We start from the raw sequence: 23,502 nt of genomic DNA, 5'->3' as shown, positions 1-23,502 counted from the left end.
CCCACCGGCGAGCACCCATGGGGTTACAGATCCGGGCCCTGGTCGCGCAGTTCGTCGACCTCTGCCATGGCGTCGCGCAGCTTGGTCAGCCATTCTTGGGCGTGCTCGCCGACGAGTTTGACCGACCAGGCCAGCGCATCGGCCCGGGAGCGCGCGACGCCGGCGTTGACCAGGGTGTCGAGCACCTGGCGTTCGGGCTGGCGCAGCCGGGTCATGACGGGGACGGCGAGATGGGTGAACATCACCCGGTTGCCGTCGGGCCCGGTGCGCACGCCCCAGGACACCTTTCGTCCGAACCGGTCCTGCGCCTCGTCGGCGATATGCATCCGTTCGGTGCGGGTGTCCTCGCGGAAGCGGGACGCCCGCCCGTCGGCACGCGCTCTGGTCTCCGCCTCGTCGGGGGTGGGCAGCCGGCCGATGACGGTGATCTCCTCGCGGTCGACGACGACCTCCGGATCACCGTCGAACCAGGAATCGGGGAGTCGTCCGGCGAACCAGTCGGGGGCCTCGGCGACGTCGTGGTGTGATCTTTGCTTATTGGTCATGCTTACACAATTACATGATTACAGACCTGATGTGGGCGTGGTTCGCCGCCGGTGAACACCAATTTGCGGCGGTCAGCGCTTACGCAGGAGCCAGACTGCGCCGGCCGCGACGAGCGCGACGGTCAGCAGGAAAGCCCATCCCCCGCCGAGCAGCCACCACACCACACCCACGGCAACGATCGCCGGCGAGAGGGCGAACAACACCATGCCGGGGTTCTGCTTGACCACCTCGAGTGCGCCGCGCGCCCGCTCCCGATCGATCTCGTTACCAGCCATGACGCCCAGGATGCTCGGTATCGGGCCAGCGGGCAACCGGCCGGCGGTCAGCTGGTCCTGGGCCGGCGCACCCGGAACAGCTTGGTCATCCCCTGGATGCCCTTGAGGTGCCGGACACCGGCGTAGGACCAGTCGAAGTCGCCGTCATCACCGACGGCCTCCCGGACGCCAGAACCCACCAGGACCGTTCCGGGCCGGGCCGCGGCGGTCACCCGGCTGGCCCGGTTCACCGGGCTACCGAACCAGTCGCCGGCGCGGCTGACCGCCTCACCGTGGGCCAGTCCGATCCGCAGCCGCGGGAAGTCCGGATCCGCCTCGGCCGCGCCGGCCAGTTCGAGCATGGCGTTCAGCAGCGGGACCGGCTCCGGGCACACCAGCATCACGGCGTCCCCGATGGTCTTGATGAAGCGCACCGGTGGCTCGGCGACGTCGCGGGCCATGGTCGCCAGCCGGTAGGCCAATTCCTCGAGCCGTTCGGGCTCGACCGCCTCACCCAACCGGGTGAAGTCGACGAGATCGGCAAAAGCCACCGTGACTTCCCGGGCGCCCGGCAACGGTTTGCCCGACGCGCGCTCCGCGGTACTGACGGCCTCGGTGTCCATGGCGTGCCGCAACTGCACCAGGAGCATGTCCTCGACCATGGGCCCGAGCAGTGGCGCCGCCGCGGCCACCACCTGCTCCGAACCCTTGGCCGCATCGAGTTCGGTTGCGCCGGGCCGGATTACCGTCGCCAATGCGGCGTAACGCATGATCTCGGCGGTGTGGGACAGACCCTCCGCCAGTGATCGGGTGACCTGCAGGAGCTGGTCGGCGTCAAAGCCGAGCGCCAGGAACTTCGCGGTGTGAGCGATGGCGTCGCCGTCGGCCCGCAGGTAGACCGCCTCGTCCGGATCGTCGACGGTCGGCAGGCCGATGGCGCGCTGCACCTGCTGCACCCGGTCCAGGTCGAGCCCGAACTTCTCACTGATGTCGCGGGTCGACACGTACACGCCGTCGTCGCCGATCTGACGCCGTGACGCCAGGACCATCGGCGCCCAGGACTGCCGGATCTGGTCGGCCGTGAAGCCTTTCGCGAAGAGCCACGCGATCAGCTCGGCACGTTCCTCGCGCTCCTGACCCTCGAGACCCTCGAGCAGGCCCGAGGCTTCGACATCGGCTTCCACGGTCACACGCGCCACAGTACATTTTCCCGATGCAGGACAACGTGGTGACGGGGTTACCTCCCATCGTGGGCGGGCAACCGGTGGCGCTGTTCCTGGGCAACGCGCCCAGCGTGCTGTCACTGGCGCGCCAGCAGTACTACGGAAATCCGCGAAACGCGTTCTGGCCGATCATGGGTTCGTTGCTCGGTTTCGCTCCCGATGCCCCGTACCCGCAGCGGACGGCGGCGTTGATGGCGGCCGGTCATGCGGTGTGGGATGTGCTGGCATTCTGCCGGCGGACCGGGTCGCTGGATTCAACGGTTGAGCGAGAGTCCATGGTGGTCAACGACTTCGAGACGTTCTTCGCGACGTGGCCGACGATCCGGCGGGTGTATTTCACCGGGGGCGCCGCGCAGATCAACTATCGGCGGCTGGCATTCGCCCCACCGGAGGTGGAATACGTGCGACTGCCTTCGACGAGCCCCGCGCACACTGTGCCGTTCGAGGTGAAGCTTGCGGCCTGGCGCACCGCACTGGGCTACTGAACGCCGCCGAGCGTCCGCATTGGTACACGAGGACCGGCGTGTCCCTGTACAGACACGGCCGCTCGCGGGAGACGAACATGGGCTACGAGATCGGCGGGCGGCGGTGGGCCCACGGGCGGTCGGCCTCGATCTCGGCGGCCAGGGACAGCAGCGTCGCCTCGTCGAAAGGCCGGCCCACCAACTGGATCGACAGCGGCAGCCCGTGCCGGTCCAGACCCCACGGGACGACGGCGGCCGGCTGGCCGGTCGCGTTGAACGCCGCCTGGAACGGCACCCGCGCGGCCACCAGCGCGAGCGTGGCGACGGCTCCGCGCTTGCGGTAGGCGCCCACCCGCGACGGCCCGGTTGCCGCGCCCGGGGTGATCACCACATCGCAGTCGTCGAAGATCCGCAGCATCCGCGCGGTCATATCCGCTTCGGCGGCACGGATTTTCGCCATCCGGCTATCGGATATCAACCGGCCGATGTTGGCGAAGCCGCGGGTGCGCGAATCAAGTCGCTCCTGGTGCGGCAACGTCCGGACGTCGTCGTAGGCACCGCGGAAGTACCGCGGCATCACCTGGCCGTACACCAGTGACGATGGGTAGTCGATATCACGCACCACCACATCGTGGCCGAGTTCGCGCAACACCTGACCGGCCTGATGCACCGCGGCCCGCTGCTCGGCGTCGCGGTGCGCGGTCAGCAGCGGAGGGACCTTGGTGCTCAACGCAATTCGCAACCGGTTCGGCGGCCGCGAGGCGGCCCGGACGAAACCGCCCTCGGGACCGGGCATGGACTTGTCACACGTCACGTCCAGGAACAGCGCGGCGTCCTCCACGGTGTGCGCCAACGGCCCGTTCACCGAGAGCCCGTTCCACGCATCGTCGTGCGGAGCCAGCGGCACCCGGTCGCGCTGCGGTTTGAGGCCGAACAGCCCGCACCACGTCGACGGGATCCGGATCGAACCGGCGCCGTCGGAACCCAGCGCCCACGGCGCCAGGCCCGCCGCCACGGCGGCCGCGCTGCCGCCGCTGCTGCCGCCGGGAGTGCGCGAGAGGTCCCACGGGTTGTGGGTGGCGCCGTAGGACACCGTCTCGGTGAACGGCCACAGCATCATCTCGGGGACGGCCGTCTTGCCCAGGATCACCGCGCCGGCCTCGCGCAGCAGCCGGACCACCTCCGCGTCCTTGGTGGGCGCGGGCCCGTGCGCGGTGCTGCCGTAGGTGGTGACCTCACCGGCGACGTCGACGTCGTCCTTGATCGCGATCGGCACACCCAACAGCGGCAGCCGCTCCCCCGCGTCCAGGCGTTGCTGCGCGGACACCGCATCGGCCCGGGCCGCGGCCGTGAACACCACACGGTAGGACCTCAGCTCCGGGTCGAGGCGGGCGATCCGGTCCAGATACAGCTCGGTGAGCGCCGGCGCGCTGACCGCCCCGGACGCCAGCATCCGGGCCTGCTCGGCAGCTCCGGCGAACGCCAGGTCGATGGAGTCCATCGGCGAAGCGTAGCCACCCGCTCGGTACCGTGGCGGGATGTCTTGCGTGTTCTGCGCCATCGTTGACGGTTCGGCCCCCGCGATCCGGATCCACGAGGACGACGACTACGTCGCGATCCTCGACATCCGCCCGATCGTGCGTGGCCACACCCTGGTGATCCCGAAGGAGCACCACGTCGATCTGACCGACTCCCCGCCCGACGTCGTAGCGGGAATGATGCGGCTGGGCCAGCGCATCGCCCGGGCCGCGCGCGCCTCCGGACTGCACGCCGACGGCAACAACATCGTCATCAACGACGGCAAGGCCGCCTTCCAGAGCGTCTTCCACATCCACCTGCACGTGACACCGCGGCACACCGGCGACAAGCTGACGTTCGCCAAGGGTCTGGTGGTCCGCAAGGACCCCGACCGCGAGGCGACCGCGCGCATCCTGCGGGACGCGCTGGCCCAACTCGAGGACCGGACGTCATGAGCCGGCTGGAGGATCTCGCCGGCCGGTTCCTGCGGCTGCACGACACCGTGTACCGCAGGACCAACGGACGCATCGGCCGGCGCCTGCCCGGCGGGTTCGCGCCGGCACTGCTGCTGCACACTGTCGGCGCCAGGACCGGGCAGCCGCGGACCACCACCCTGAGCTATTCCAACGACGGCAACGACTACCTGGTGGTGGCGTCGATGGGCGGCGCGCCCAGGGCGCCCGGGTGGTACTTCAACCTGAAGAAGCAGCCACAGGTCGAGATCAACGTCGGCCCACGGCGGTTCCCGGTGACGGCGCGGATCGTCATGCCCACGGACCCGGACTACGACCGGCTGTGGGACATCGTCAACCGCAACAACCGCAACGTCTACCGCGGGTACCAGGAGCGCACGACGCGACCGATCCCGGTCGTGACGCTGTCGCCCTAGAACAGTTCCTTCGCAAGGAGTTCCAGCGTCTGCTCACGCGCCGGCGCCGTCGCCGGATCCGTCCCGCGGTACGCCGCTCCGACCGGATGGATCATCACCTCGTCGACGCCGAAATGCTCGGCCAGCTCGCGCACCTGCGCGGCCGCCTCTGCAGGCGCGCCCACGATGGCCCTGGCCCGCATCGCGTCGATGATGGCGCGCTCCTGCGGGGAAGGCGTTGCGGCTTCGGCATCTTCGACCAGGTCGAGCGCGCGCAACGGCTGGCCGGTCCGCAGCCGCGCCATCGACTGCAGATTCGGCAGCAACAGGGCGTTCGCCTCGGCTGCCGTCGGCGCCACCGACGCGTTGACCGTCAGGAAGGTGACCGGCTCGGCGAGCAGGTCGCTGGGCCGGAACTCGTCGCGGTAGACGGCCAGGGCCTCCTCGGTCCCCTGGCCCGAGAAGTGGTGCGCGAACACGTACGGCAGGCCCTTGGCGGCGGCCAGGTGCGCGGAGTACATCGACGAACCCAGCAACCACAACCGCGGCTCACCCGCCGCGGCCGGGGTGGCCTTGAGCACGTAGTCGGTACGACCGAGCCGGGCGGGCAGTTCCACCTGAACGCCGCCGGCGCTCATCATGGCGGCGATCTCGTCGAGGTAGCGCGGGAAGTTGGCGACGGCCTCGTCGGTCACGTTCAGCATCACCGACGTCACCGGGTCCGAGCCGGGTGCGCGGCCCAGCCCGAGGTCGATGCGTCCCGGCGCCGCGGCTTCGAGCAGGGCGAACTGTTCGGCGACGGCCAGCGGCGCATGGTTGGGCAGCATGACGCCGCCGGACCCCAACCGGATGTGCTCGGTCCGGCCGGCCAGCAACGCGATGAGCACCGGCGGGCTGGTGGCCGCGACCGCGGGCATGTTGTGGTGTTCGGCCAGCCAGTACCGGGTGAAGCCCAGCCGGTCGGCGGTCTGGGCCAGCCGCACGGTGGCCGCCAGGGCGTCGGAGGTGGTCTGGTCGGTGCGCACCGGCACCAGGTCGAGGACGGATAACCGCATGAGGTGCTCAACGCTATCCGCCGGGGGCCTCTTCCCGGGCAGCGCGGGTCACACCATCTCGGGCACCCGCAGGTGGGCCAGGGCCAGATCGAACTCGGCCTCGTCGAGTTCGATGGCGCCGGCCTGCCCCATGGTCGCGGCCTTCAGCGCATCGGACTCGGTCCGGTTGCGCTCCATTGCCGCGCGGCTGTCGAACGTCACCGAGGACACCGCCCGCCCGGTGGCCCGGTCGACCATCAAGCTCGCGCTGCAGAATCCCTCCAGCTCCTCGAGCTGGGGTATGACCGACGTCCTGAACAGCTCGATGCCGGCATCCACGTGGTCCGGGTCGACCTTCACCCACGTCGCGCGCACCGCGGCACCTGCCCCGGTGAGATGGTCCCGATGGAGCACCGCGATCTCCCACTGCGCGGCGGTTCGGTTGCCACCGAACATCTCCTCGGACCGCGCTCGTACGGGTTGCACGAGCGTCAGACCTGCGCGAAGTGCGTCCTCGGTCTCCCAGGCGCTGGTGAAGATGCACCGCCCGGTCTTCCTGTCGACCATCAGTGAGACGCCGACGCAACCGTTCACGGCTTTCACCGCCGGCATGATCTCGTCCCGGGTGAACGCGATTCCCGCATCGATGCGCGAGGGATCGGTGCGGATAGTGGTAGAGCGTGCGTACACGGTCCACCCCCTCTTCTCAGGGGCGGCGCCCCGGTGGCGCCACCGGTCCACCAATCACCATCCTCCGATCGGCCCGCGATGTGTAGAGGCCGTTCAGATGCGGGCGAGGCGCCGCGCGTCAGTGAACACCTCGTCGAGCATCGCCGGGGTCAGCCGGCCGGTGAACATGTTCTGCTGGCTGGGGTGGTAGCAGCCGAGCAGCTGCACACCCGACGGCAGCAGGAATGCGACACCGTGCCCGAACTTCGGCTTCGCCCCGGTGACGCCCAACAGCCCGAGCGCGATCTGCCAGGCGAAGCCGCCGAGGGCCACCACGACGCGCACACTCGGCGCGATCATCGCCCACTCGGCAGCCAGCCACGGCGCGCACATGGTGCGTTCCGCCGGCGTCGGGGCGTTCGCGGGCGGTGCACACCGGACCGGTGCACTGATCCGAATACCGTTGGCCTGCAATCCATCCGCGGAATCCACGCTGGCCGGCTGGTTGACCAGACCGCAGCGGAACAGCGAGGCGAACAGCTGATCACCGGAGCGGTCACCGGTGAACACCCGGCCGGTCCGGTTGGCGCCATTGGCAGCCGGGGCCAGCCCGACGATGAACACACCCGGCCGCTCCGACCCCCAGCCGGGCACCGGTCGCCCCCAGTACGGCTCGCCGGCGAACGAGCGCCGCTTGGTGACGGCAACCTCTTCCCGCCAGGCGACCAGTCGCGGACAGGCCCGGCACACGCTGATGTCGGCGTCGAGCTCACCCACCGAGCCGGCCGCACGGGCCAACCGCCGCACCGCGGCGCCGCTGCGGGCCACCGGGGTGTCGTCGGTCGCGGGATCGCCGGGCCACCCCGTTCCCGGCGGGACCGGAGACGGGAACGGGCGGCCGCTCCGCGGGTGGGGCAACATCCGACCATCCTGCCCGAACCCGGCATACGATTCTGGCGCCATGCTGAGCCGCCGACGTGTCCCGCTCCTACTGATTCTCTTCGCCGCCCTGATGGCCGGCGCCGGCAACGGCATCACGATCGTGGCGTTCCCCTGGCTGGTCCTGCAGCGGACCGGGTCCGCGCTCGACGCCTCCGTGGTGGCGATGGCCGGGACCCTGCCGCTCCTGGCGGCGACGCTGATCGCGGGCACCGCCGTGGACTATCTGGGCCGGCGCCGGGTCTCGATGATCTCCGACCTGCTCTCCGCGCTCTCCGTCGCGGCCGTCCCCGTCATCGCGCTGATGTTCGGCACCGACGCCATCACCGTGACCGTGCTGGCGGTGCTGGCCGCGTTCGGTGCGCTGTTCGACCCGGCCGGCATGACAGCCCGCGAATCGATGCTGCCCGAGGCGGCCACCCGGGCCGGCTGGACACTCGACCACGCCAACAGCGTCTACGAGGCAGTGTTCAACCTGGCCTACATCGTCGGCCCCGGCCTGGGCGGCCTGCTGATCGCCGCGATCGGCGGGGTCAACACCATGTGGGTGACGGCCACCGCGTTCGGCCTGTCGATCACCGCCATCGCGGTGCTGCGCCTGGAGGGCGCCGGCCGGCCCGACCACGCCAAACTTCCCGACGGGATCTGGTCGGGCATCGTCGAGGGGGTCCGGTTCGTGTGGAACAACAAGGTGCTGCGCACGCTGGCGTTCGTCGACCTGGCCATCACCGGCCTGTACATGCCGATGGAGAGCGTGCTGTTCCCGAAGTACTTCACCGACCGCAACGAGCCCGCCCACCTGGGCTGGGTGCTGATGGCACTGTCGATCGGCGGGCTGATCGGCGCGCTGGGCTACGCCGCCCTGAGCGGCCGGATGCGCAAGCGCACCACCATGCTGACCGCCGTGCTCACCCTGGGCGTGGCGATGACGGTGATCGCGTTCCTGCCGCCGCTGCCACTGATCCTGGTGCTGTGCGTCATCGTCGGACTGGTCTACGGCCCGATCGCCCCGATCTACAACTACGTCATGCAGACCCGCGCCCCGCAGCACCTGCGCGGCCGCGTGGTCGGCGTGATGGGCTCGCTGGCCTATGCCGCCGGACCGCTGGGCCTGATCCTGGCCGGCCCCCTGGCCGACGCCGCCGGGTTGCACACCACGTTCCTGGCACTGTCGTTGCCGATGCTGGTCATCGGGATCATCGCGCTGTTCCTGCCGGCGCTGCGCCGCCTCGACGACCCGCCGCCCGCCCACATCTCAACGCCCACCGCGGCGTGACCCAGGAGTACCCATGGCTTCCGCACCGATCGACCTCCTGAGCGCCGAACTCCCCGAGGGCGCCGTGGTCACCGACCCGGACATCGTCGCGTCCTACCGGCAGGACCGCGCGGCCGACCCGGCGGCCGGCACGGCCCTGGCCGTCGTGCGACCGACCTGCACCGAGGACGTTCAGACCGTGCTGCGCTGGGCGAGCGCCCACCGGATCCCGGTGGTGCCGCGCGGCATGGGCACCGGGTTGTCCGGCGGCGCCACCGCCGTCGACGGCGGCATCGTGCTGTCCACCGAGAAGATGCGCGCGATCACCGTCGATCCCGTCACCCGCACCGCGGTCGCCCAGCCCGGCCTGCTCAACGCCGAGGTCAAGAAGGCCGTCGCCGCGCACGGCCTGTGGTACCCGCCGGATCCGTCGTCGTTCGAGATCTGCAGCATCGGCGGGAACATCGCCACCAACGCCGGCGGGCTGTGCTGCGTGAAATACGGCGTCACCACCGACTACGTGCTCGGCCTGCAGGTGGTGCTGGCCGACGGCACCGCGGTGCGACTCGGCGGGCCGCGCCTGAAAGACGTTGCGGGACTCAGCCTGACGAAGCTGTTCGTGGGCAGTGAAGGCACCCTCGGGGTGATCACCGAGGTGACGCTGCGGCTGTTGCCACCACAGCATCCGTCGTGCACGGTGGTGGCCACGTTCCCGACGGTCACCGGCGCGTGCGACGCGGTCACCGGCATCACCGCGAGGATCCGGCCCGCGATGCTCGAGTTCATGGACGCGGTGGCGATCAACGCTGTCGAGGACAAGCTCAGGATGGGCCTGGACCGCGGCGCGGCGGCGATGATGGTCGCCACCTCCGACGAGAGAGGGCCCGCGGGCGTCGAGGATGCCGAGTTCATGGCCGCGGTGTTCGCCGAATGCGGTGCCACCGAAGTCTTTTCGACATCCGATCCGGACGAGGGCGAGGCGTTCGTGGCGGCCCGGCGATTCGCCATCCCGGCCGTCGAGGCCAAGGGATCGCTGCTCCTCGAGGACGTCGGCGTGCCGCTGGCCGCGTTCGCCGAACTGGTGGCGGGCATCGAGAAGATCGCCGCCACCACCGGGCTGATGATCTCGGTGATCGCGCATGCCGGCGACGGCAACACCCACCCGCTGATCGTCTTCGACCCCGCCGATGCGGAGATGACCCGGCGGGCCGAGAAGGCTTTCGGCGAAATCATGGATCTGGCGATCGCACTGGGCGGAACGATCACCGGCGAACACGGCGTGGGCCGACTCAAGAAGCCGTGGCTGGCCGACTATCTCGGCCCCGACGCCCTCGAGCTGAACCGGCGGGTCAAGACCGCGCTGGATCCCGACGGCATCCTGAACCCGGGTGCGATCCTGTGACACGTTCCCCCGGCCGGTGACCGAAAGTCCTTCCGGGGGATGACCTCGTCCTCCTCCCGGGCGGTTGCGGGCGGCGCGATGATGGTGCCATCCCGAATGCAAGGAGCGATCGTGATCGAACTCGAATTGGACCAGGCCAACTCGATCGTGCGAGTGCGCCCGGCCACACCCCTGGACAAGGCCGACTTCGCCGAACTGGCGAACACCGTCGATCCCGTCATCGAGAAGGGCGGCGATCTGGCCGGCCTGATCATTGACGCACCCCACTTCCCTGGCTGGGACAGCTTCGGCGCGCTGATCACCCACATCCGGTTCGTCCGCGATCATCAGCGACACGTCAAGAAGATCGCCGTCGTCACCGACTCGCACCTCGGTGACTTCGCTCAGCATGTGGCGTCGCACTTCGTCGCCGCGGAGATCCGCCAGTTCCCGGCGGGGCAGACCGAGCAGGCCCGGGAGTGGATTCGCTCTGACGGGTGAAGCGGGGAAATCGACCGGACCGGCGCATTGACATACGACCGTCCGTGTCGTACCAATAAGACATGACGGTCACAATGTCTCACTCGGAGTCCGACCAGGCTCCCGCCCACTTCACCCTTGCCGACGCCAGCACGTGGGCGAACCCGTGGCCGATGTACCGGGCGCTGCGCGACCACGATCCGGTCCACCACGTCGTCCCCGAGGCCAACCCGACGCACGACTACTACGTGCTGTCCCGGCACGCCGACATCTGGGCCGCCGCCCGCAACCACGAGGTGTTCTCGTCGGCCCAGGGCCTGACCGTCAACTACGGCGAGTTGGAGCTCATCGGGCTGCAGGACAATCCGCCAATGGTGATGCAGGATCCGCCGGGGCACACCGAGTTCCGCAAGCTGGTAGCCCGCGGATTCACGCCGCGCCAGGTGGAAGCCGTCGAACCGAAGGTCCGCGAATTCGTCATCGAGCGCATCGAGAAGTTGCGCGCCAACGGCGGCGGCGACATCGTGGCGGAGCTGTTCAAGCCGCTGCCGTCGATGGTGGTGGCGCATTATCTCGGGGTGCCTGAGGCCGACCGCGGCAAGTTCGACGGTTGGACGGATGCGATCGTGGCGGCCAACACCGCCGAGGGCGGCCTGGGCGGAGCGCTGGAAACTCTCGGCGACGCGCTCGGCGAGATGATGGGCTATTTCACCGCGCTGATCGAGCGGCGCCGCACCGAACCCGAGGACGACACCGTCTCGCACCTCGTTTCGGCCGGAATCGGGGCCGACGGCGACATCGCCGGCGTGCTGTCGATCCTGGCGTTCACCTTCACCATGGTCACCGGCGGCAATGACACCACCACCGGAATGCTCGGTGGCACAGTGCAATTGCTGCACCAGCGCCCCGACCAACGACGCCTGCTGGTCGAGGATATCGAGCTGATTCCCGACGCCGTCGACGAGTTCCTGCGGCTGACCGCACCCGCACAGTGCCTGGGCCGCACCGTGACCCGTGACGTCACGGTGGAGGGCGTCACCATCCCGGAGGGCCGCCGGGTGCTGTTCCTCTACGGCTCGGGCAACCGGGACGAACGTCAGTACGGACCCGACGCCGGTGAACTGGATGTCACGCGCCGGCCCCGCAACATCCTGACGTTCAGCCATGGCGCCCATCACTGCCTCGGGGCGGCCGCGGCGCGGATGCAGTCGCGCGTCGCGCTCACCGAATTGCTCACCCGCTGCCCCGATTTCGAGGTCGACGAGGCCGGCATCGTCTGGGCCGGCGGCGGGTATGTGCGCAGGCCCCTGTCGGTGCCGTTCCGGGTGAAGTGATGGCCGCCAACAACTGGCTGGCCGACAGGCGCACCGAAGTGGCCGCCGAGCGGATCCTCGACGCGGCAGGTGAACTGTTCGCCCAGCGGCCGGTGGCTGCGGTGGGCATGAACGAGATCGCCTCGGCCGCAGGGTGTTCCCGGGCGACGCTGTACCGCTACTTCGACAGCCGCCAGGCCCTGCACACCGCGTACGCGCACCGCGAGGCCCACCAATTGCACCGCCGGACCATCGAGACGCTGACCGGGATCGACGATCCCCGGCAGCGGTTGGTGACCGGCCTGGTCACCACCCTGGCCATGGTGCGCGACAGTCCGGCCCTGCAGTCGTGGTTCAACGCCGCCGATGCCCCGATCGGCGTGCAACTGGCCGACCAGTCCGACGTCATCAACGCGATGGTGTCGGCGTTCGTGGTGTCGTTGGGCGCGCCGGGTGACGACGCGGCCGCGGTGGACCGCAAGGCCCGCTGGCTGGTTCGGGTGCTGACCTCACTTCTGCTGTTCCCCGGCCACGACGCCGACGACGAACGCGCAATGATCGAGGAGTTTCTCGTTCCGATCGTCGCACCGATCCAGCGCTGAGCGTGCACCCATATGCAGAATCAGGGTCGCAGATGCAGGTGGGTGCACGCTCGGCCGCAAAGATCCGGGGTCAGGCGACCCAGTAGGCCTGCGCCTTGATCGACCTCCGCGGAATGGCGTAGTCCTCCCGCAAGACCTTGGCAATGCCGCGGGTGGTCCGGTTGTCGGAAGCCACCCAGCCGAAGTGATCGCCGGCGTCGAACGCCGAGGACGTCACGGCCTCGACGAGTGGCTGCCCGGAGCCGTCGCGATCCACCCACGTGACATCAACGGCCGCACCGGTTTTCACGGGCAGGCTGCGATCGTCGTTGTGCGCGGCGGCCAGGAACACCCGCGCGGGCGTGTCCCCGATCGCGTCCAGCAACGAATTGATCGCCGGTAGCGAAGCGGTGTCGCCGACGATCAGGTAGCCGGCCGGGTCGGGCGTCGGCAGTGCGAAGTTACTGCCGAGCACCGTCACCTCGAGGGTGTCCCCGGGCCGCGCGCCGATGGCCCACCGCGTCGCCAGGCCGTCATGCAGGGCGAAGTCGATGTCGACGGTGCCGGCCGCCGGATCCGGGTTGACCAGCGTGTAGCCGCGCTGGTGCGACCTGTCCCCGTCGGGGAACCAGCCCCGCACCCACATCGTGGGGTGCACGGGGCGGTCGGCCAGCAGGGTGCCGGCATCGAAGTGCAGACGCAGATAGTGCTGGCTGACCTCGGTCCGGCCGGTGACCGTGAGTTCGTGATCGCCGCCGCGCCACAGCTTGACCAGGGCGCCCTGGATACCGCGGGATGGTTTGCGTTCCGTCATGAAAGTTAGGGTAACCTAACTTCACCGCGTTGTCGGGCGCACCCTGGTGAACCGGTGCAGTAGCCAGGCCACCGGGACCGTCAGGGCCATCGTCACGACGAACAGCCCCGTCGTCGACCCCGTGTAGACCTGCTTGTGCAGCACGAAGGTCATCGCGATCTCCATGAGCACCAGGTGGACCAGGAAGATCTCATAGGAGATCTCCCCCAGCCACACCATCGGCCGGCTCCCCAGGAACCGCGTGTACCAGCCGTCGTCGCCGAGTGCCGCCGGCGCGAGCAGTAGCGCCGCGATGGCCGCGTAGAACACCGTCTTGACGATCGCCTGCGCCAGGCCGGTCGGCGAGGTGGTCGGCTCGCCGGCGATCGGTGTGGCCGCGATGAAGAAGCTGAACACCGCGATCGGCAGCACCACGAAGGCGTTGCACCGCACCCCCATCGCCTGCAGCACCGTCAGCACCATCCCGGCCAGGAACCACAGCAGATAGGTCGGCAGCCACAGCCGGGCCCCGTTGGGCAGCAGATCGGTGTTGTGCACCAGCAGCAGCCACGCCGGGCTGATCAGGCCGAGCACCGCGATGGACGTCAGCAGCAGGCCCGGCCGCCACGCCCGCCGGCCCACCGACACCAGCAGGAAGTAGGACAGCGCCGGCAGCACAACGTAGAACGACACCTCGACGGCCAGGCTCCACATCTGCGTCAGCCCCTGGTGCAGGTAGCCGTAGTCGTAGTTGTCGGTGTACAGCTGCGTCAGGGTGAGGTTGCGCAGCAACCCGATCCAGGTGTGACCGGGGTTGGGCCCGGCTTCGTGGAAGTGGTACAGCGCGAAGGCGCCCAGCACAGTGACGACGTAGGCCGGCATGATGCGCCGCACGCGATGCCAGGCGTACCGGCGCAGCGACGGTGACGGGCCACCGGTCACGACCGCCCGGACCCAGGGCCGGAACAACAGGAATCCGGACAGGACGAAGAAGATCGGCACACCGATCTCGAGCCGGGAGTAGACGAGTCCCGCGTAACCGTGCGTGTACTTGCCGGTGGTGTACGCCGCGTGGGTGACGACCACCAGCAGGGCGGCAACCGCGCGGATACCCGTCAGCGACGCGACCCGCATACCGCCGTCGGCCCGCTGCACACTGCCGCGCAGCTCGACCGTCATTGCGACTTGCGGTGCTTCTTCTTGAACGGCGGCTTGTCCCGCTTGCCGGGCCCGGCGCCGTCGCGGCCACCCCGCGGCGAGGGCCCCCGGTCCAGCCGGAGGTTGATCGGCATGCCCTGGATCCTGGTGTGCTCGAGGGCCTTCAGCGTCTCACGGGACAGCTGCTGCGGTAGCTCCACCAACGAGAAGTCGTTGCGGATGCTGATGTGCCCGAAATCGCTGCGGTGCAACCCACCCTCGTTGGCGATCGCGCCGACGATCGCGCCCGGCATCACCCGGTGCGCCTTGCCGACATCGATCCGGTACGTAGCGAATTCACTGTCGCGCCGGCGCGCCGGACGCTCACCCCTGGCCGGCCGCTCCTCCCCGTCGCGCGGCCGGCGCTTCTCCGGCGGCGGTTCCGGCGACATCAGGAACTCGGCGCCGTTGCGCGACTGCAACGCCAGGGCCGCGGCGATATCGGCCATCGGCACGTCGTGGTCGCGCTCGTAGTCCTCGACCATCCGGCGGAACAGCTCGATCCCCTGAGCGCCCAGCGCGTCGGTGATCGAATCGCGGAACTTCGCCACCCGCTGCTCGTTGACGTCGTCAACGGTCGGCAGCTCGGCTTCTACCACTTTGGACCGCGTGTGGCGTTCGATCGCCTTGAGCAGGTGGCGTTCCCGCGGCGTGACGAACAACAGCGCCGAGCCGGAGCGGCCGGCTCGGCCGGTGCGGCCGATCCGGTGCACATAGGACTCGGTGTCGTGCGGGATGTCGTAGTTGACGACGTGGCTGATGCGTTCGACGTCCAGGCCGCGGGCCGCCACGTCGGTGGCGATCAGGATGTCCAGGGAGCCATCCTTGAGTGAGCTGATGGTGCGCTCACGCACCGCCTGCGGGATGTCACCGTTGATCGCGGCCGCGGAAAACCCTCGGGCGCGCAACTTTTCGGCCACCTCCTCGGTGGCCTGCTTGGTGCGAACGAAGACGATCATGGCGTCGAACGGCTCGACCTCGAGCACGCGCGTCAGTGCGTCCAGCTTGCGCGGGCCCGCCACCTGGATGAACCGCTGCGAGATGTTCTCCGCCGTAGCGGTTTTCGCCTCGACGGTGACCTCGACCGGGTCGTGCAGGTACTTGCTGGTGATCTTGCGGATCGCCGGCGGCATGGTGGCCGAGAACAGCGCGGTCTGCTTGTACTCGGGGGTGTCGGCCAGGATTCGCTCGACGTCCTCGGCGAAACCCATCTGCAGCATCTCGTCGGCCTCGTCGAGCACCAGGTAGTCCAGGTGTGAGAGGTCCAGGCGGCCCTTCTCCAGATGGTCGATGACCCGGCCCGGCGTGCCGACCACGATCTGCGCGCCCCGCTTGAGCCCGGCCAGCTGCGGGCCGTACGACGAACCCCCGTAGATGGGCAGCACGGTCAGCTGCGGCAGCCGGGCGGCGTACCGGCTGAACGCCTCGGCCACCTGCAGCGCCAGCTCGCGGGTGGGCGCCAGGACCAGCGCCTGGGTGGCCTTGGACTGCACGTCGATCTTGGACAGGATCGGGATGGCGAACGCCGCGGTCTTGCCGGTGCCCGTCTGCGCCAGGCCGACGACGTCGGAACCGGCCAGCAGCGCGGGGATGGTGGCCGCCTGGATCGGGGACGGCGCCTCATAGCCGACGTCGACGACGGCCTGCAGCACATCGGGATGAATGTGCAGGTCGGCGAACGTCGCCGGAGCGTCGTCGGAGGGGCCCGGGTCGGCCGGGTCGGCAGTGGTCATCGGATGGGAGTCTAATGCGCATACGCGGCCCCGCCTGCCCGGTCGCGTTGTGCAGGGCCGGTAGCCTGGCGCGAATGTGGAGGACGGCCATTCGGGCGCCCGGTTGTTCCGGGGTCGTCGGCACCGTGGTCGCGGCGGTTCTGCTGGCCGGGCTGACCGCGTGCGGTTCGGGCGATTCGACGGTCTCCAAGACACCGGACCCCGCCACCGTCAGCACGTCGACCGCCCCGGTGACCCCGTCGGCACCGCCCACACCCACCAGCACGGCACCGCCGCCAGCGGACCCGTGTGCGGTCAATCTGGCCGCGCCCGCGATCGCCCGGGCCATCACGGAGCTGCCGAAGGATCCCCGCAGTCAGCAGCCGTGGAACACCGAGCCGATCGCGGGCAACTACAACGAATGCGCGCAGCTGTCGGCGGTGATCGTCCGGGCAAATACCAACGCCTCGAACCCGAACACCCGCGCGGTGCTGTTCCACCAGGGCAAGTTCATCCCGACCGGGGTGCCGGACACCTTCGGGTTCAACGGCATCGACGCGGCCCAGAGCACCGGGGACACCGTCGCGCTGAAGTTCACCAACACCCTCGGCCTGGACAGCGTCGTGAAGTTCCGCTGGAACGGCAACGGTGTGGAACTGATCGGCAACGCGGGCTGACCCACCGCACCGCTGACCGTGCGTGTCGGTCCGCCGACACGCCGCTGTGGGCGGACCTTTGCGCACGCCCGCGGGTTGGGGGCCGGCTCTATGGTGGCTGCTGTGTTCATCGTCGATGACCGCGTCGTCTTCAGTGCCTCGGACCTGGCCGCCGCCGCACGCTGCGAATATGCGCTGTTGCGGGGCTTCGACGCCAAGCTGGGGCGCGGCCCGGCGGTCTCCGCGGACGACGCCCTGCTGGCCCGCACCGCGGCCCTCGGTGACGAACACGAGCAGCGCCACCTCGGGACGCTGCGGGAGGCCACCGGGCACGGGACCGTCATCGGCCGCCCGATGGCCCCGTACACCGCCGCCAGCCTGACCGCGGCCGCCGAGGCGACCACCCGGGCCGTCGAGGCCCGCGCCCCGCTGATCTACCAGCCGGCCATCTTCGACGGCCGCTTCGTCGGGTTCGCCGACTTCCTGACCCTCAGCGACAACTCCGCCGGTCCCGGACGCTACCGGGTCGGTGACACCAAGCTGGCCCGCTCGGCCAAGGTCGAGGCCCTGCTGCAACTGGCGGCCTACGCCGACACCCTGGCCGCGGCCGGCGTCCCGATCGACGACGAGGCCGAACTGATCCTGGGCGACGGCGCGATCGCCCGATACCGGGTGGACGAGATCGTGCCGGTGTACCGCCGGCGCCGCGCGGCACTGGAGCACCTGCTCGACCGGCACCACGCCGCCGGCGACGCGGTGTGCTGGACCGACGAACACGTCCGCGCGTGTTTCCGCTGCCCGGAGTGCCAGCTGATGGTCCGCGAGACCGACGACCTGCTACGGGTGGCGGGGATGCGCCTGACCCAGCGCGCGCGACTCATCGACGCCGGGGTCAGCACCGCCACCGAGCTCGCCGGCCATCACGGCCCGGTCCCGGACCTGCCGGACCGCGTCGTCACCTCGCTGACCGCACAGGCGCGGTTGCAGGTCCGGGCCCGCGCCGGCGACCCGCCGCCGTACGAGATCGCCGACCCGCAACCGTTGACCCTGCTGCCCAACCCCGACCGGGGCGATCTGTTCTTCGACTTCGAGGGCGATCCGCTGTGGACACCCAACGGCCGCGACTGGGGAATCGAGTACCTGTTCGGCGTCCTGGACGCGCGCGACGGATTCCATCCGCTGTGGGCGCACGACCGCGCCGAGGAGCGGCGCGCACTGCAGAAGTTCCTGAAATTCGTGCGGGCCCGCCTCGACCGGCATCCGCAGATGCACATCTACCACTACGCCCCCTACGAGAAGTCGGCGCTGCTGCGGCTGGCCGGCCGCTACGGCGTGGGTGAGGACGACGTCGACGACCTGTTGCGCAACGGCGTGCTGGTCGACCTGTACCCCTTGGTGCGCAAGAGCATTCGGGTCGGCACGGAGAACTACAGCCTCAAATCGCTGGAGCCGCTGTACATGGGTGCGCAGCTGCGCACCGGCGAGGTCACCACCGCCGCCGATTCGATCACCCAGTACGCGCGGTACTGCGAACTGCGTGCCGAGGGCCGCACCGACGACGCGTCCGCCGTGCTCGGCGAGATCGAGGACTACAACCGGTACGACTGCCGGTCCACCCGGCGCCTGCGGGACTGGCTACTGATCCAGGCCTACGAGGCCGGGGTCGTACCGATCAGCACTCAGAAGGTGACCGGCGGCGAGCCCGGTCCGATCGAGGTCGACGATCCGCTGGAACGCACTCTGGCCGCGTTCGTCGGCGACGAATTGGGTTCGCGCACCGACGAACAACGCGCGGTCGCGATGATCTCGGCGGCCCGCGGATTTCACCAGCGCGAGAACAAGCCGTTCTGGTGGTCGCACTTCGACCGGCTCAACAACCCCGTCGACGAATGGGGTGATCAGACCGACGTCTTCCTGGTCGACCGGGCCAGGGTCGTCGAGGATTGGCACACGCCACCGAAGGCACGCAAACCCCGGCGCATCCTCGAGCTCACCGGATCGTTCGCCGCCGGCGGCATCACCCGCGACGCCTACGCGCTCTACGAACCGCCCTCGCCCGGCCCGCTCTCCGACGACTCCGACCGCCGCGCTGCCGGCAACGTGACCGTCGAGGGGTGCGACGATCCCGAAACGCCGACGACCCTGCTCATCTGCGAGCGGGAACCCAAGAACGGTGGCACCTTCGATCAGCTGCCGTTCGCACTGACCCCGGGTTCGCCGTTGCCCGACAAGACATTACGCGCCGCCATCGATGCGGCCGCCCGTGACGTCGGCAGCGCACTGCCCGACCTACCGCAGACCGCGCTGCTCGACATCCTGTTGCGCCGCCCGCCACGCACCCGCTCCGGCGCGGCCCTGCCCCGCACCGGCTCCCCGGTGGACGACATCACCGCCGCGCTGACCGATCTGGACTCGTCCTACCTTGCGGTACACGGACCGCCGGGTACCGGCAAGACCCACACCGCCGCCCACGCGATCGCCCGACTGGTCGGCGAGCACGGCTGGCGGATCGGCGTCGTGGCGCAGTCGCACGCGGTGGTGGAGAACCTGCTCACCGGCATCGTCGAGGCCGGCGTCGACCCGCAGCGAATCGCCAAGAAGGGCAACAGGGCCGCCGACGCATCGTGGCTCGAGATCGAGACGCATGCCTACCCGACATTCCTGGCCGAGCAGACCAGCTGCGTGATCGGCGGCACCGCATGGGATTTCGCGAACCCGCAGCGGGTTGCGCCCGGAACCCTCGACCTGCTGGTGATCGAGGAAGCGGGCCAGTTCAACCTGGCCAACACCATCGCCATCGCCGCCAGCGCGCGCAACCTGCTGCTGCTGGGTGATCCACAGCAGCTGCCCCAGGTCAGCCAGGGCACCCACCCGGAGCCGGTGGACCACTCCGCGCTGGGCTGGCTGATCGACGGCCGCCATACCCTGCCGCCGGAACGCGGCTACTTCCTGGACCGCAGCCATCGGATGCACCCGGCCGTGTGCGCCGCAGTGTCCCGGCTGTCCTACGACAACCGGCTGCGGTCCAACGAAACCGTTACCGCCGCACGATATCTCGCGGATCATCCACCCGGGGTACGGCTGATGCCGGTGACCCATCGCGGCAATTCGGTCGACAGCATCGAAGAGGCCGAGGCCATCGTCGCCGAAGCCCGTGGCCTGCTGGGCCGGAGCTGGACCGACGAGCACGGCAGCACCCGGCCGCTGCGCGCCACCGACATCCTGGTGGTCACGCCCTACAACGCACAGGTGACGCTGCTGCGAAAGTGCCTGGACACCGCCGGACTGACCGAATTGCGGGTCGGCACGGTGGACAAGTTCCAGGGGCAGCAGGCTCCGGTGGTGTTCTTCTCCATGACCGCGTCATCGATCGACGACGTGCCACGCGGAATCTCGTTCCTGCTCAACCGGAATCGGCTCAACGTCGCCATCAGCCGGGCCCAGTACGCCGCCGTGGTGGTGGCCTCCGATGTGCTCACCGAATACCTACCCGGCAGCCCGGACGGCCTGATCGACCTGGGCGCATTCCTGACCCTGATCGACGACCGGCCCTGAGCCCCCGACTCAGAACACGTCGTCCGGGTCCACCCGACGGTGCCGCCCGGCTGGAGGGTGTGGATCGAAACCGTTGTCCGACAAGCGATGTCGCGCCAGCGGTGCCGTCCAGATCGGTTCGACCTCGCGCACGGCCAGGATCGGCTCGGTGATCAACTGCCGGCTCCACGGATCCGGCTCGTCCCGGTCCTCCATCAGCCGCTGCCACTCGCCGGGGGGCTCCGGCTCGGGAGCCGGTGCCGGGGCCGTCGGGGCAGGGGTTTGCGGGGCGGGAGCGCGTTCGGGGGGCGTGATCAGGTATTCGACGTAGCCGTCCTCATCGTCGTCGACGTAGCCCGCGGGCCGGCGAACGAATGCGGGCGCGGCGAACGACGCCACCGGAGCGAGCTCGTGCTCGTCGTAGGGGTCCGCGTCGAGGTCCTCGTCCGGGTCCGTATCGGCGCCGGCGGGCGCCGCGGCGGTGCGCACCATGCCGACCATGAACATCGCCGCGATCACCCCGAACAGCGCCACGAACGCGGGCAGCAGCATGGACTGCGACAGGGCCGCCGAGAACGGCTCGCGCAGGAATTCCGGCAACTGCAGCGTGGCTCCCGCGCCGGCGGGACGCGCGGGCGCGGCGGGCAGCTCGGCGCTGATCCGTGACGTCATGAAGGCCGCGATGCCGGCGCTGCCGAGTACCGAGCCGACCTGCCGGGTAGCGTTGTAGACCCCCGAGCCCGCACCGGCCAGCTGCGGGGGCAGGTTACGGGTGGCGGTGGCCGCCAGCGGGGCCCAGATGAACGCCATCCCGATTCCCAGCGCCACGAACGGCAGCAGCAGCCGCCAGATCGGCGTCGTCGGAGTCATCTCCCAGGACAGCCACGTCACCCCGATCGCCAGGGCCGAGAAGCCGAACCCGATGACCGTCGTGGGATGGGCCCGGTCCACGATCTTGCCGACCAGCGGCGCCAGCGCACCGGAGATCACCGCCATCGGTGCGGTCAGCAATGCCGATCGGGTGGGTGTGAGCCCACTGACCACCTGGGCATAGAACATGAGCGGCACGATCATCGCCGTCACGACGAACCCGATCACGGCGACGCCGATATTGGCCAGGCTGAAATCGCGGTCCTTGAAGATTCCCAGCGGTACCAGCGGCTCGTTCCGGTTCACCGACTGCCAGTAGACGAACAGCCCCATCAGGGCGACGCCGACGGCGAGCATCAGCCAGATCCAGCACGGCCAGCTGCGCGCCTCCCCCTCCTGCAGCCCGAAGACCACCAGGAACATCGCCGCACCCGACAGCACGACGCCCAGGATGTCGAACCGGTGCCGGTTGGTCGATAGGACCGGGATCAGCCAGACACCCAGACCCAGGCCGATGATGCCGATCGGCACGTTGACGAAGAAGATCCACTGCCAGCCGAGGTGGTCGACCAGGATCCCGCCCGCCAGCGGCCCGACCAGCGTCGCGACGCCGGCTGTGGCGCCCCACACACTCATCGCGACGCCGCGCCGCTCGGGCGGGAAGATCCGGGTAATCGTAGAAAGGGTCTGCGGCGTCAGTAAGGCCGCGCCGATGCCCTGCACCACCCGCGCGGCGATCAGCATCTCGATGGACCCGGACAGACCGCACCACAGGGACGCGGCGGTGAAGATCGCCAGGCCGATCAGGTACAGGTTCTTCGGGCCGAACTGGTCACCGAGGCGGCCGGCGACCAACAGGGGGACCGCATAGGCCAGCAGGTAGGCGCTGGTGACCCAGATGACGGCGTCGTAGTCCGTCTGCAGCTTCTCCATGATGCTGGGATTGGCGACCGCGACGATGGTCGAGTCCACCAGGATCATGAAGAAACCGACCATCATGGCCCACAACGCGTTCCACGGATTCGGGACCGCCGACGTGGCCGGCATCCGGCCGGCGGGCCGCCGGGGAACCCGGCCGGATGCACCGCGGGGCGGGTCGCCGGGGCCACGGCTGCCGCGGGTGGCGGCACGGGCGGGCGTCCGGTTCGGCGCGGCCGGGCCCGCGGCGGGGCGCCTCCGTTTCGGCGAACTCATATGACGACCTCGACTCCGACCCTGTTGACGCGTTCCGTGTCCGGTTCCTCCGAACCATCCGGCCTCTCCCGACTATTCCATTCGGTGGCACCAGCAACCGAACGGGCACCGATCCCGGCCATCGTTCGTTGACCGGAGACGCGCGAGGATTAGCCTCGAGGGGATCCCCTGTCAGGGGATCGACTGGGATCGTCCGGATGGAGAAGCACTCATGGCCTGGGGTCGCAAGAAGTCGGCAACGTCCGAGGTGCCCGCCACGGCGGGCGAGGACGCCGGGCCCTCGGCCCGCGTGCTGTCGAACCTGATCGAGACGGGTGCCCGGGTGCAGGCCCCCGCCATCGCCGCCTACGTGGAGCGGCTGCACCGGAAGTTTCCCGACGCCACCCCCGCGGAGATGGTGACCAAGCTGGAGAAGCACTATCTGGCGGCGGTGACGGCCAGTGGCGCGGCCGTCGGCTCGGCGGCATTGGTCCCGGGTGTCGGCACGCTCATCGCGTTGTCGTTGGTGGCCGCCGAAACCGCACTGTTCCTCGAGACCACGGCCGTCTTCGTCCTGGCCGTCGCCGAGGTGCACGGCATCTCGGTCACCGACAAGGAGCGGCGCCGGACGCTGGTGCTGGGCGCGCTGGCCGGCGATGACGGCAAACACGCGGTGGCCCGGCTGCTGGGCGGCGGCCGTACCAACGGGGCATGGTTGTCCGACGGGGCCGCCAGCACCGTGCCCGTGCCGGCGCTCGCACAGCTCAACGGCAAGCTCATGCGCTACTTCCTGAAGAAGTACACCCTCAAGCGCGGCGCCATGGTGGCCGGCAAGGTCCTGCCGGCGGGCATCGGCGCCATCGTCGGCGCGGTGGGCAACCGGATGATGGGCAAGCGGATCGTCGAGAACGCCCGAGCGGCCTTCGGCGCTGCCCCCGCCCGCTGGACGACGACGCTGCGGGTGCTGCCGGCGGTAGGTGACAACACCGGGAACTGAGCGGGTTCGGCGGCCGTTCGGCTCGAGCGTTCAACCAAACGTTCA

The 23,502-nt window shown here is 69.6% G+C and carries 22 protein-coding genes; 11 read left to right on the top strand and 11 right to left on the bottom strand.

The genetic code is table 11. From position 1 onward, the window contains the following. Positions 1-23 precede the first annotated feature (23 nt). The 3 genes from abmR to U0R18_RS09670 form a co-directional block, all read right to left on the bottom strand. Positions 24-545 (bottom strand): ATP-binding transcription factor AbmR, encoded by a 522-nt coding sequence (gene abmR, locus U0R18_RS09680; protein ID WP_526367959.1) that lies wholly within the window; start codon positions 543-545, stop codon positions 24-26. Positions 546-617: 72 nt separating this feature from the next. Next, the gene (locus U0R18_RS09675) at positions 618-821 is read right to left on the bottom strand and encodes a hypothetical protein (RefSeq protein WP_526367958.1); all 204 of its coding nucleotides are present in this window, start codon (positions 819-821) and stop codon (positions 618-620) included. A 47-nt stretch (positions 822-868) separates the two neighbouring features. Then, positions 869-1,990: an adenylate/guanylate cyclase domain-containing protein gene (locus U0R18_RS09670; RefSeq protein ID WP_526367957.1), complete on the bottom strand. Its 1,122-nt coding sequence runs from the start codon at positions 1,988-1,990 to the stop codon at positions 869-871. Positions 1,991-2,013: 23 nt separating this feature from the next. Between U0R18_RS09670 and U0R18_RS09665 the strand changes: the two genes are divergently transcribed. Then, a complete protein-coding gene (locus U0R18_RS09665) occupies positions 2,014-2,508 on the top strand; it encodes a DNA-deoxyinosine glycosylase (RefSeq protein ID WP_526367956.1) in 495 nt (164 codons plus the stop codon). An 82-nt stretch (positions 2,509-2,590) separates the two neighbouring features. On the opposite strand, the gene U0R18_RS09660 is transcribed toward U0R18_RS09665, so the two are convergent. After that, on the bottom strand, positions 2,591-3,988 hold the full coding sequence (locus U0R18_RS09660) for an amidase (RefSeq protein WP_526367955.1): 1,398 nt from the start codon (positions 3,986-3,988) through the stop codon (positions 2,591-2,593). A gap of 37 nt (positions 3,989-4,025) precedes the next feature. On the opposite strand from U0R18_RS09660, the gene U0R18_RS09655 reads away from it, so the two are divergent. Beyond that, positions 4,026-4,460 (top strand): HIT family protein, encoded by a 435-nt coding sequence (locus U0R18_RS09655; RefSeq protein WP_526367954.1) that lies wholly within the window; start codon positions 4,026-4,028, stop codon positions 4,458-4,460. Continuing rightward, complete coding sequence (locus U0R18_RS09650; protein WP_526367953.1) at positions 4,457-4,894, top strand: nitroreductase family deazaflavin-dependent oxidoreductase; 438 nt, start codon at positions 4,457-4,459, stop codon at positions 4,892-4,894. Before U0R18_RS09655 ends, U0R18_RS09650 begins: the two co-directional genes overlap by 4 nt. Here U0R18_RS09650 and U0R18_RS09645 read toward each other — a convergent pair. The 3 genes from U0R18_RS09645 to U0R18_RS09635 all read right to left on the bottom strand — a co-directional run bounded on the left by U0R18_RS09645 (position 4,891) and on the right by U0R18_RS09635 (position 7,497). Next, on the bottom strand, positions 4,891-5,928 hold the full coding sequence (locus tag U0R18_RS09645) for an LLM class flavin-dependent oxidoreductase (protein ID WP_526367952.1): 1,038 nt from the start codon (positions 5,926-5,928) through the stop codon (positions 4,891-4,893). The two genes, U0R18_RS09650 and U0R18_RS09645, sit on opposite strands and share 4 nt — an antisense overlap. Positions 5,929-5,976: 48 nt before the next feature. Next, a complete protein-coding gene (locus tag U0R18_RS09640) occupies positions 5,977-6,597 on the bottom strand; it encodes a hypothetical protein (RefSeq protein WP_526367951.1) in 621 nt (206 codons plus the stop codon). A gap of 93 nt (positions 6,598-6,690) precedes the next feature. Then, a complete protein-coding gene (locus U0R18_RS09635; RefSeq protein ID WP_526367950.1) occupies positions 6,691-7,497 on the bottom strand; it encodes a uracil-DNA glycosylase in 807 nt (268 codons plus the stop codon). A 40-nt stretch (positions 7,498-7,537) separates the two neighbouring features. On the opposite strand from U0R18_RS09635, the gene tap reads away from it, so the two are divergent. From tap to U0R18_RS09610, 5 genes are all read left to right on the top strand, one after another. Next, the gene (gene tap, locus U0R18_RS09630; RefSeq protein ID WP_526367949.1) at positions 7,538-8,791 is read left to right on the top strand and encodes a multidrug efflux MFS transporter Tap; all 1,254 of its coding nucleotides are present in this window, start codon (positions 7,538-7,540) and stop codon (positions 8,789-8,791) included. 13 nt (positions 8,792-8,804) lie between these two features. Then, positions 8,805-10,172 carry an FAD-binding oxidoreductase gene (locus tag U0R18_RS09625; protein ID WP_526367948.1) on the top strand — a complete coding sequence of 456 codons (1,368 nt, stop codon included), beginning with the start codon at positions 8,805-8,807 and terminating at the stop codon, positions 10,170-10,172. Between the two features lie 111 nt (positions 10,173-10,283). Next, the gene (locus U0R18_RS09620) at positions 10,284-10,652 is read left to right on the top strand and encodes an STAS/SEC14 domain-containing protein (RefSeq protein ID WP_526367947.1); all 369 of its coding nucleotides are present in this window, start codon (positions 10,284-10,286) and stop codon (positions 10,650-10,652) included. Positions 10,653-10,714: 62 nt separating this feature from the next. After that, entirely contained in the window at positions 10,715-11,965 is a 1,251-nt protein-coding gene (locus U0R18_RS09615; protein WP_526367946.1) for a cytochrome P450, read from the top strand. Next, positions 11,965-12,546 carry a TetR/AcrR family transcriptional regulator gene (locus tag U0R18_RS09610; RefSeq protein ID WP_526367945.1) on the top strand — a complete coding sequence of 194 codons (582 nt, stop codon included), beginning with the start codon at positions 11,965-11,967 and terminating at the stop codon, positions 12,544-12,546. Before U0R18_RS09615 ends, U0R18_RS09610 begins: the two co-directional genes overlap by 1 nt. Positions 12,547-12,616: 70 nt before the next feature. On the opposite strand, the gene U0R18_RS09605 is transcribed toward U0R18_RS09610, so the two are convergent. The 3 genes from U0R18_RS09605 to U0R18_RS09595 are packed head-to-tail and all read right to left on the bottom strand — an operon-like array spanning position 12,617 to position 16,248. Continuing rightward, positions 12,617-13,339: a siderophore-interacting protein gene (locus U0R18_RS09605; protein WP_526367944.1), complete on the bottom strand. Its 723-nt coding sequence runs from the start codon at positions 13,337-13,339 to the stop codon at positions 12,617-12,619. Positions 13,340-13,360: 21 nt separating this feature from the next. After that, entirely contained in the window at positions 13,361-14,497 is a 1,137-nt protein-coding gene (locus U0R18_RS09600; RefSeq protein WP_526367943.1) for an acyltransferase family protein, read from the bottom strand. Further along, positions 14,494-16,248, bottom strand: a complete 1,755-nt coding sequence (locus U0R18_RS09595; protein ID WP_526367942.1) for a DEAD/DEAH box helicase — start codon at positions 16,246-16,248, stop codon at positions 14,494-14,496. The genes U0R18_RS09600 and U0R18_RS09595 overlap by 4 nt, the downstream gene beginning before the upstream one ends. Before the next feature lie 74 nt (positions 16,249-16,322). Between U0R18_RS09595 and U0R18_RS09590 the strand changes: the two genes are divergently transcribed. Both U0R18_RS09590 and U0R18_RS09585 read left to right on the top strand, forming a co-directional pair. Beyond that, on the top strand, positions 16,323-16,904 hold the full coding sequence (locus U0R18_RS09590; protein ID WP_526367941.1) for an LppP/LprE family lipoprotein: 582 nt from the start codon (positions 16,323-16,325) through the stop codon (positions 16,902-16,904). A 102-nt stretch (positions 16,905-17,006) separates the two neighbouring features. Next, positions 17,007-20,438, top strand: a complete 3,432-nt coding sequence (locus U0R18_RS09585; protein WP_526367940.1) for a TM0106 family RecB-like putative nuclease — start codon at positions 17,007-17,009, stop codon at positions 20,436-20,438. Between the two features lie 9 nt (positions 20,439-20,447). On the opposite strand, the gene U0R18_RS09580 is transcribed toward U0R18_RS09585, so the two are convergent. After that, positions 20,448-22,334, bottom strand: a complete 1,887-nt coding sequence (locus U0R18_RS09580) for an MFS transporter (RefSeq protein ID WP_526368283.1) — start codon at positions 22,332-22,334, stop codon at positions 20,448-20,450. A 358-nt stretch (positions 22,335-22,692) separates the two neighbouring features. Between U0R18_RS09580 and U0R18_RS09575 the strand changes: the two genes are divergently transcribed. Further along, the gene (locus U0R18_RS09575) at positions 22,693-23,457 is read left to right on the top strand and encodes a hypothetical protein (protein ID WP_526367939.1); all 765 of its coding nucleotides are present in this window, start codon (positions 22,693-22,695) and stop codon (positions 23,455-23,457) included. Positions 23,458-23,502: the final 45 nt, after the last annotated feature.

Origin of the sequence: Mycobacterium sp. (genome assembly GCF_046330795.1) — a bacterium.
GTDB lineage: Bacteria > Actinomycetota > Actinomycetes > Mycobacteriales > Mycobacteriaceae > Mycobacterium.
Note: the sequence above shows the minus strand (reverse complement) of the source record. Positions and strands in the feature narration are given on the sequence as shown.

What these genes read in the sequence shown, in the direction of transcription:
- U0R18_RS09575 (WP_526367939.1), top strand. Translation starts at nt 22,693, where the DNA reads ATGGCCTGGGGTCGCAAGAAGTCGGCAACGTCCGAGGTGCCCGCCACG.
- U0R18_RS09650 (WP_526367953.1), top strand. Translation starts at nt 4,457, where the DNA reads ATGAGCCGGCTGGAGGATCTCGCCGGCCGGTTCCTGCGGCTGCACGAC.
- U0R18_RS09625 (WP_526367948.1), top strand. Translation starts at nt 8,805, where the DNA reads ATGGCTTCCGCACCGATCGACCTCCTGAGCGCCGAACTCCCCGAGGGC.
- U0R18_RS09665 (WP_526367956.1), top strand. Translation starts at nt 2,014, where the DNA reads ATGCAGGACAACGTGGTGACGGGGTTACCTCCCATCGTGGGCGGGCAA.
- U0R18_RS09610 (WP_526367945.1), top strand. Translation starts at nt 11,965, where the DNA reads ATGGCCGCCAACAACTGGCTGGCCGACAGGCGCACCGAAGTGGCCGCC.
- tap (WP_526367949.1), top strand. Translation starts at nt 7,538, where the DNA reads ATGCTGAGCCGCCGACGTGTCCCGCTCCTACTGATTCTCTTCGCCGCC.
- U0R18_RS09605 (WP_526367944.1), bottom strand. Translation starts at nt 13,339, where the DNA reads ATGACGGAACGCAAACCATCCCGCGGTATCCAGGGCGCCCTGGTCAAG.
- U0R18_RS09645 (WP_526367952.1), bottom strand. Translation starts at nt 5,928, where the DNA reads ATGCGGTTATCCGTCCTCGACCTGGTGCCGGTGCGCACCGACCAGACC.
- U0R18_RS09635 (WP_526367950.1), bottom strand. Translation starts at nt 7,497, where the DNA reads ATGTTGCCCCACCCGCGGAGCGGCCGCCCGTTCCCGTCTCCGGTCCCG.
- U0R18_RS09655 (WP_526367954.1), top strand. Translation starts at nt 4,026, where the DNA reads ATGTCTTGCGTGTTCTGCGCCATCGTTGACGGTTCGGCCCCCGCGATC.
- U0R18_RS09590 (WP_526367941.1), top strand. Translation starts at nt 16,323, where the DNA reads ATGTGGAGGACGGCCATTCGGGCGCCCGGTTGTTCCGGGGTCGTCGGC.
- U0R18_RS09600 (WP_526367943.1), bottom strand. Translation starts at nt 14,497, where the DNA reads ATGACGGTCGAGCTGCGCGGCAGTGTGCAGCGGGCCGACGGCGGTATG.
- U0R18_RS09615 (WP_526367946.1), top strand. Translation starts at nt 10,715, where the DNA reads ATGACGGTCACAATGTCTCACTCGGAGTCCGACCAGGCTCCCGCCCAC.
- abmR (WP_526367959.1), bottom strand. Translation starts at nt 545, where the DNA reads ATGACCAATAAGCAAAGATCACACCACGACGTCGCCGAGGCCCCCGAC.
- U0R18_RS09595 (WP_526367942.1), bottom strand. Translation starts at nt 16,248, where the DNA reads ATGACCACTGCCGACCCGGCCGACCCGGGCCCCTCCGACGACGCTCCG.
- U0R18_RS09675 (WP_526367958.1), bottom strand. Translation starts at nt 821, where the DNA reads ATGGCTGGTAACGAGATCGATCGGGAGCGGGCGCGCGGCGCACTCGAG.
- U0R18_RS09580 (WP_526368283.1), bottom strand. Translation starts at nt 22,334, where the DNA reads ATGCCGGCCACGTCGGCGGTCCCGAATCCGTGGAACGCGTTGTGGGCC.
- U0R18_RS09660 (WP_526367955.1), bottom strand. Translation starts at nt 3,988, where the DNA reads ATGGACTCCATCGACCTGGCGTTCGCCGGAGCTGCCGAGCAGGCCCGG.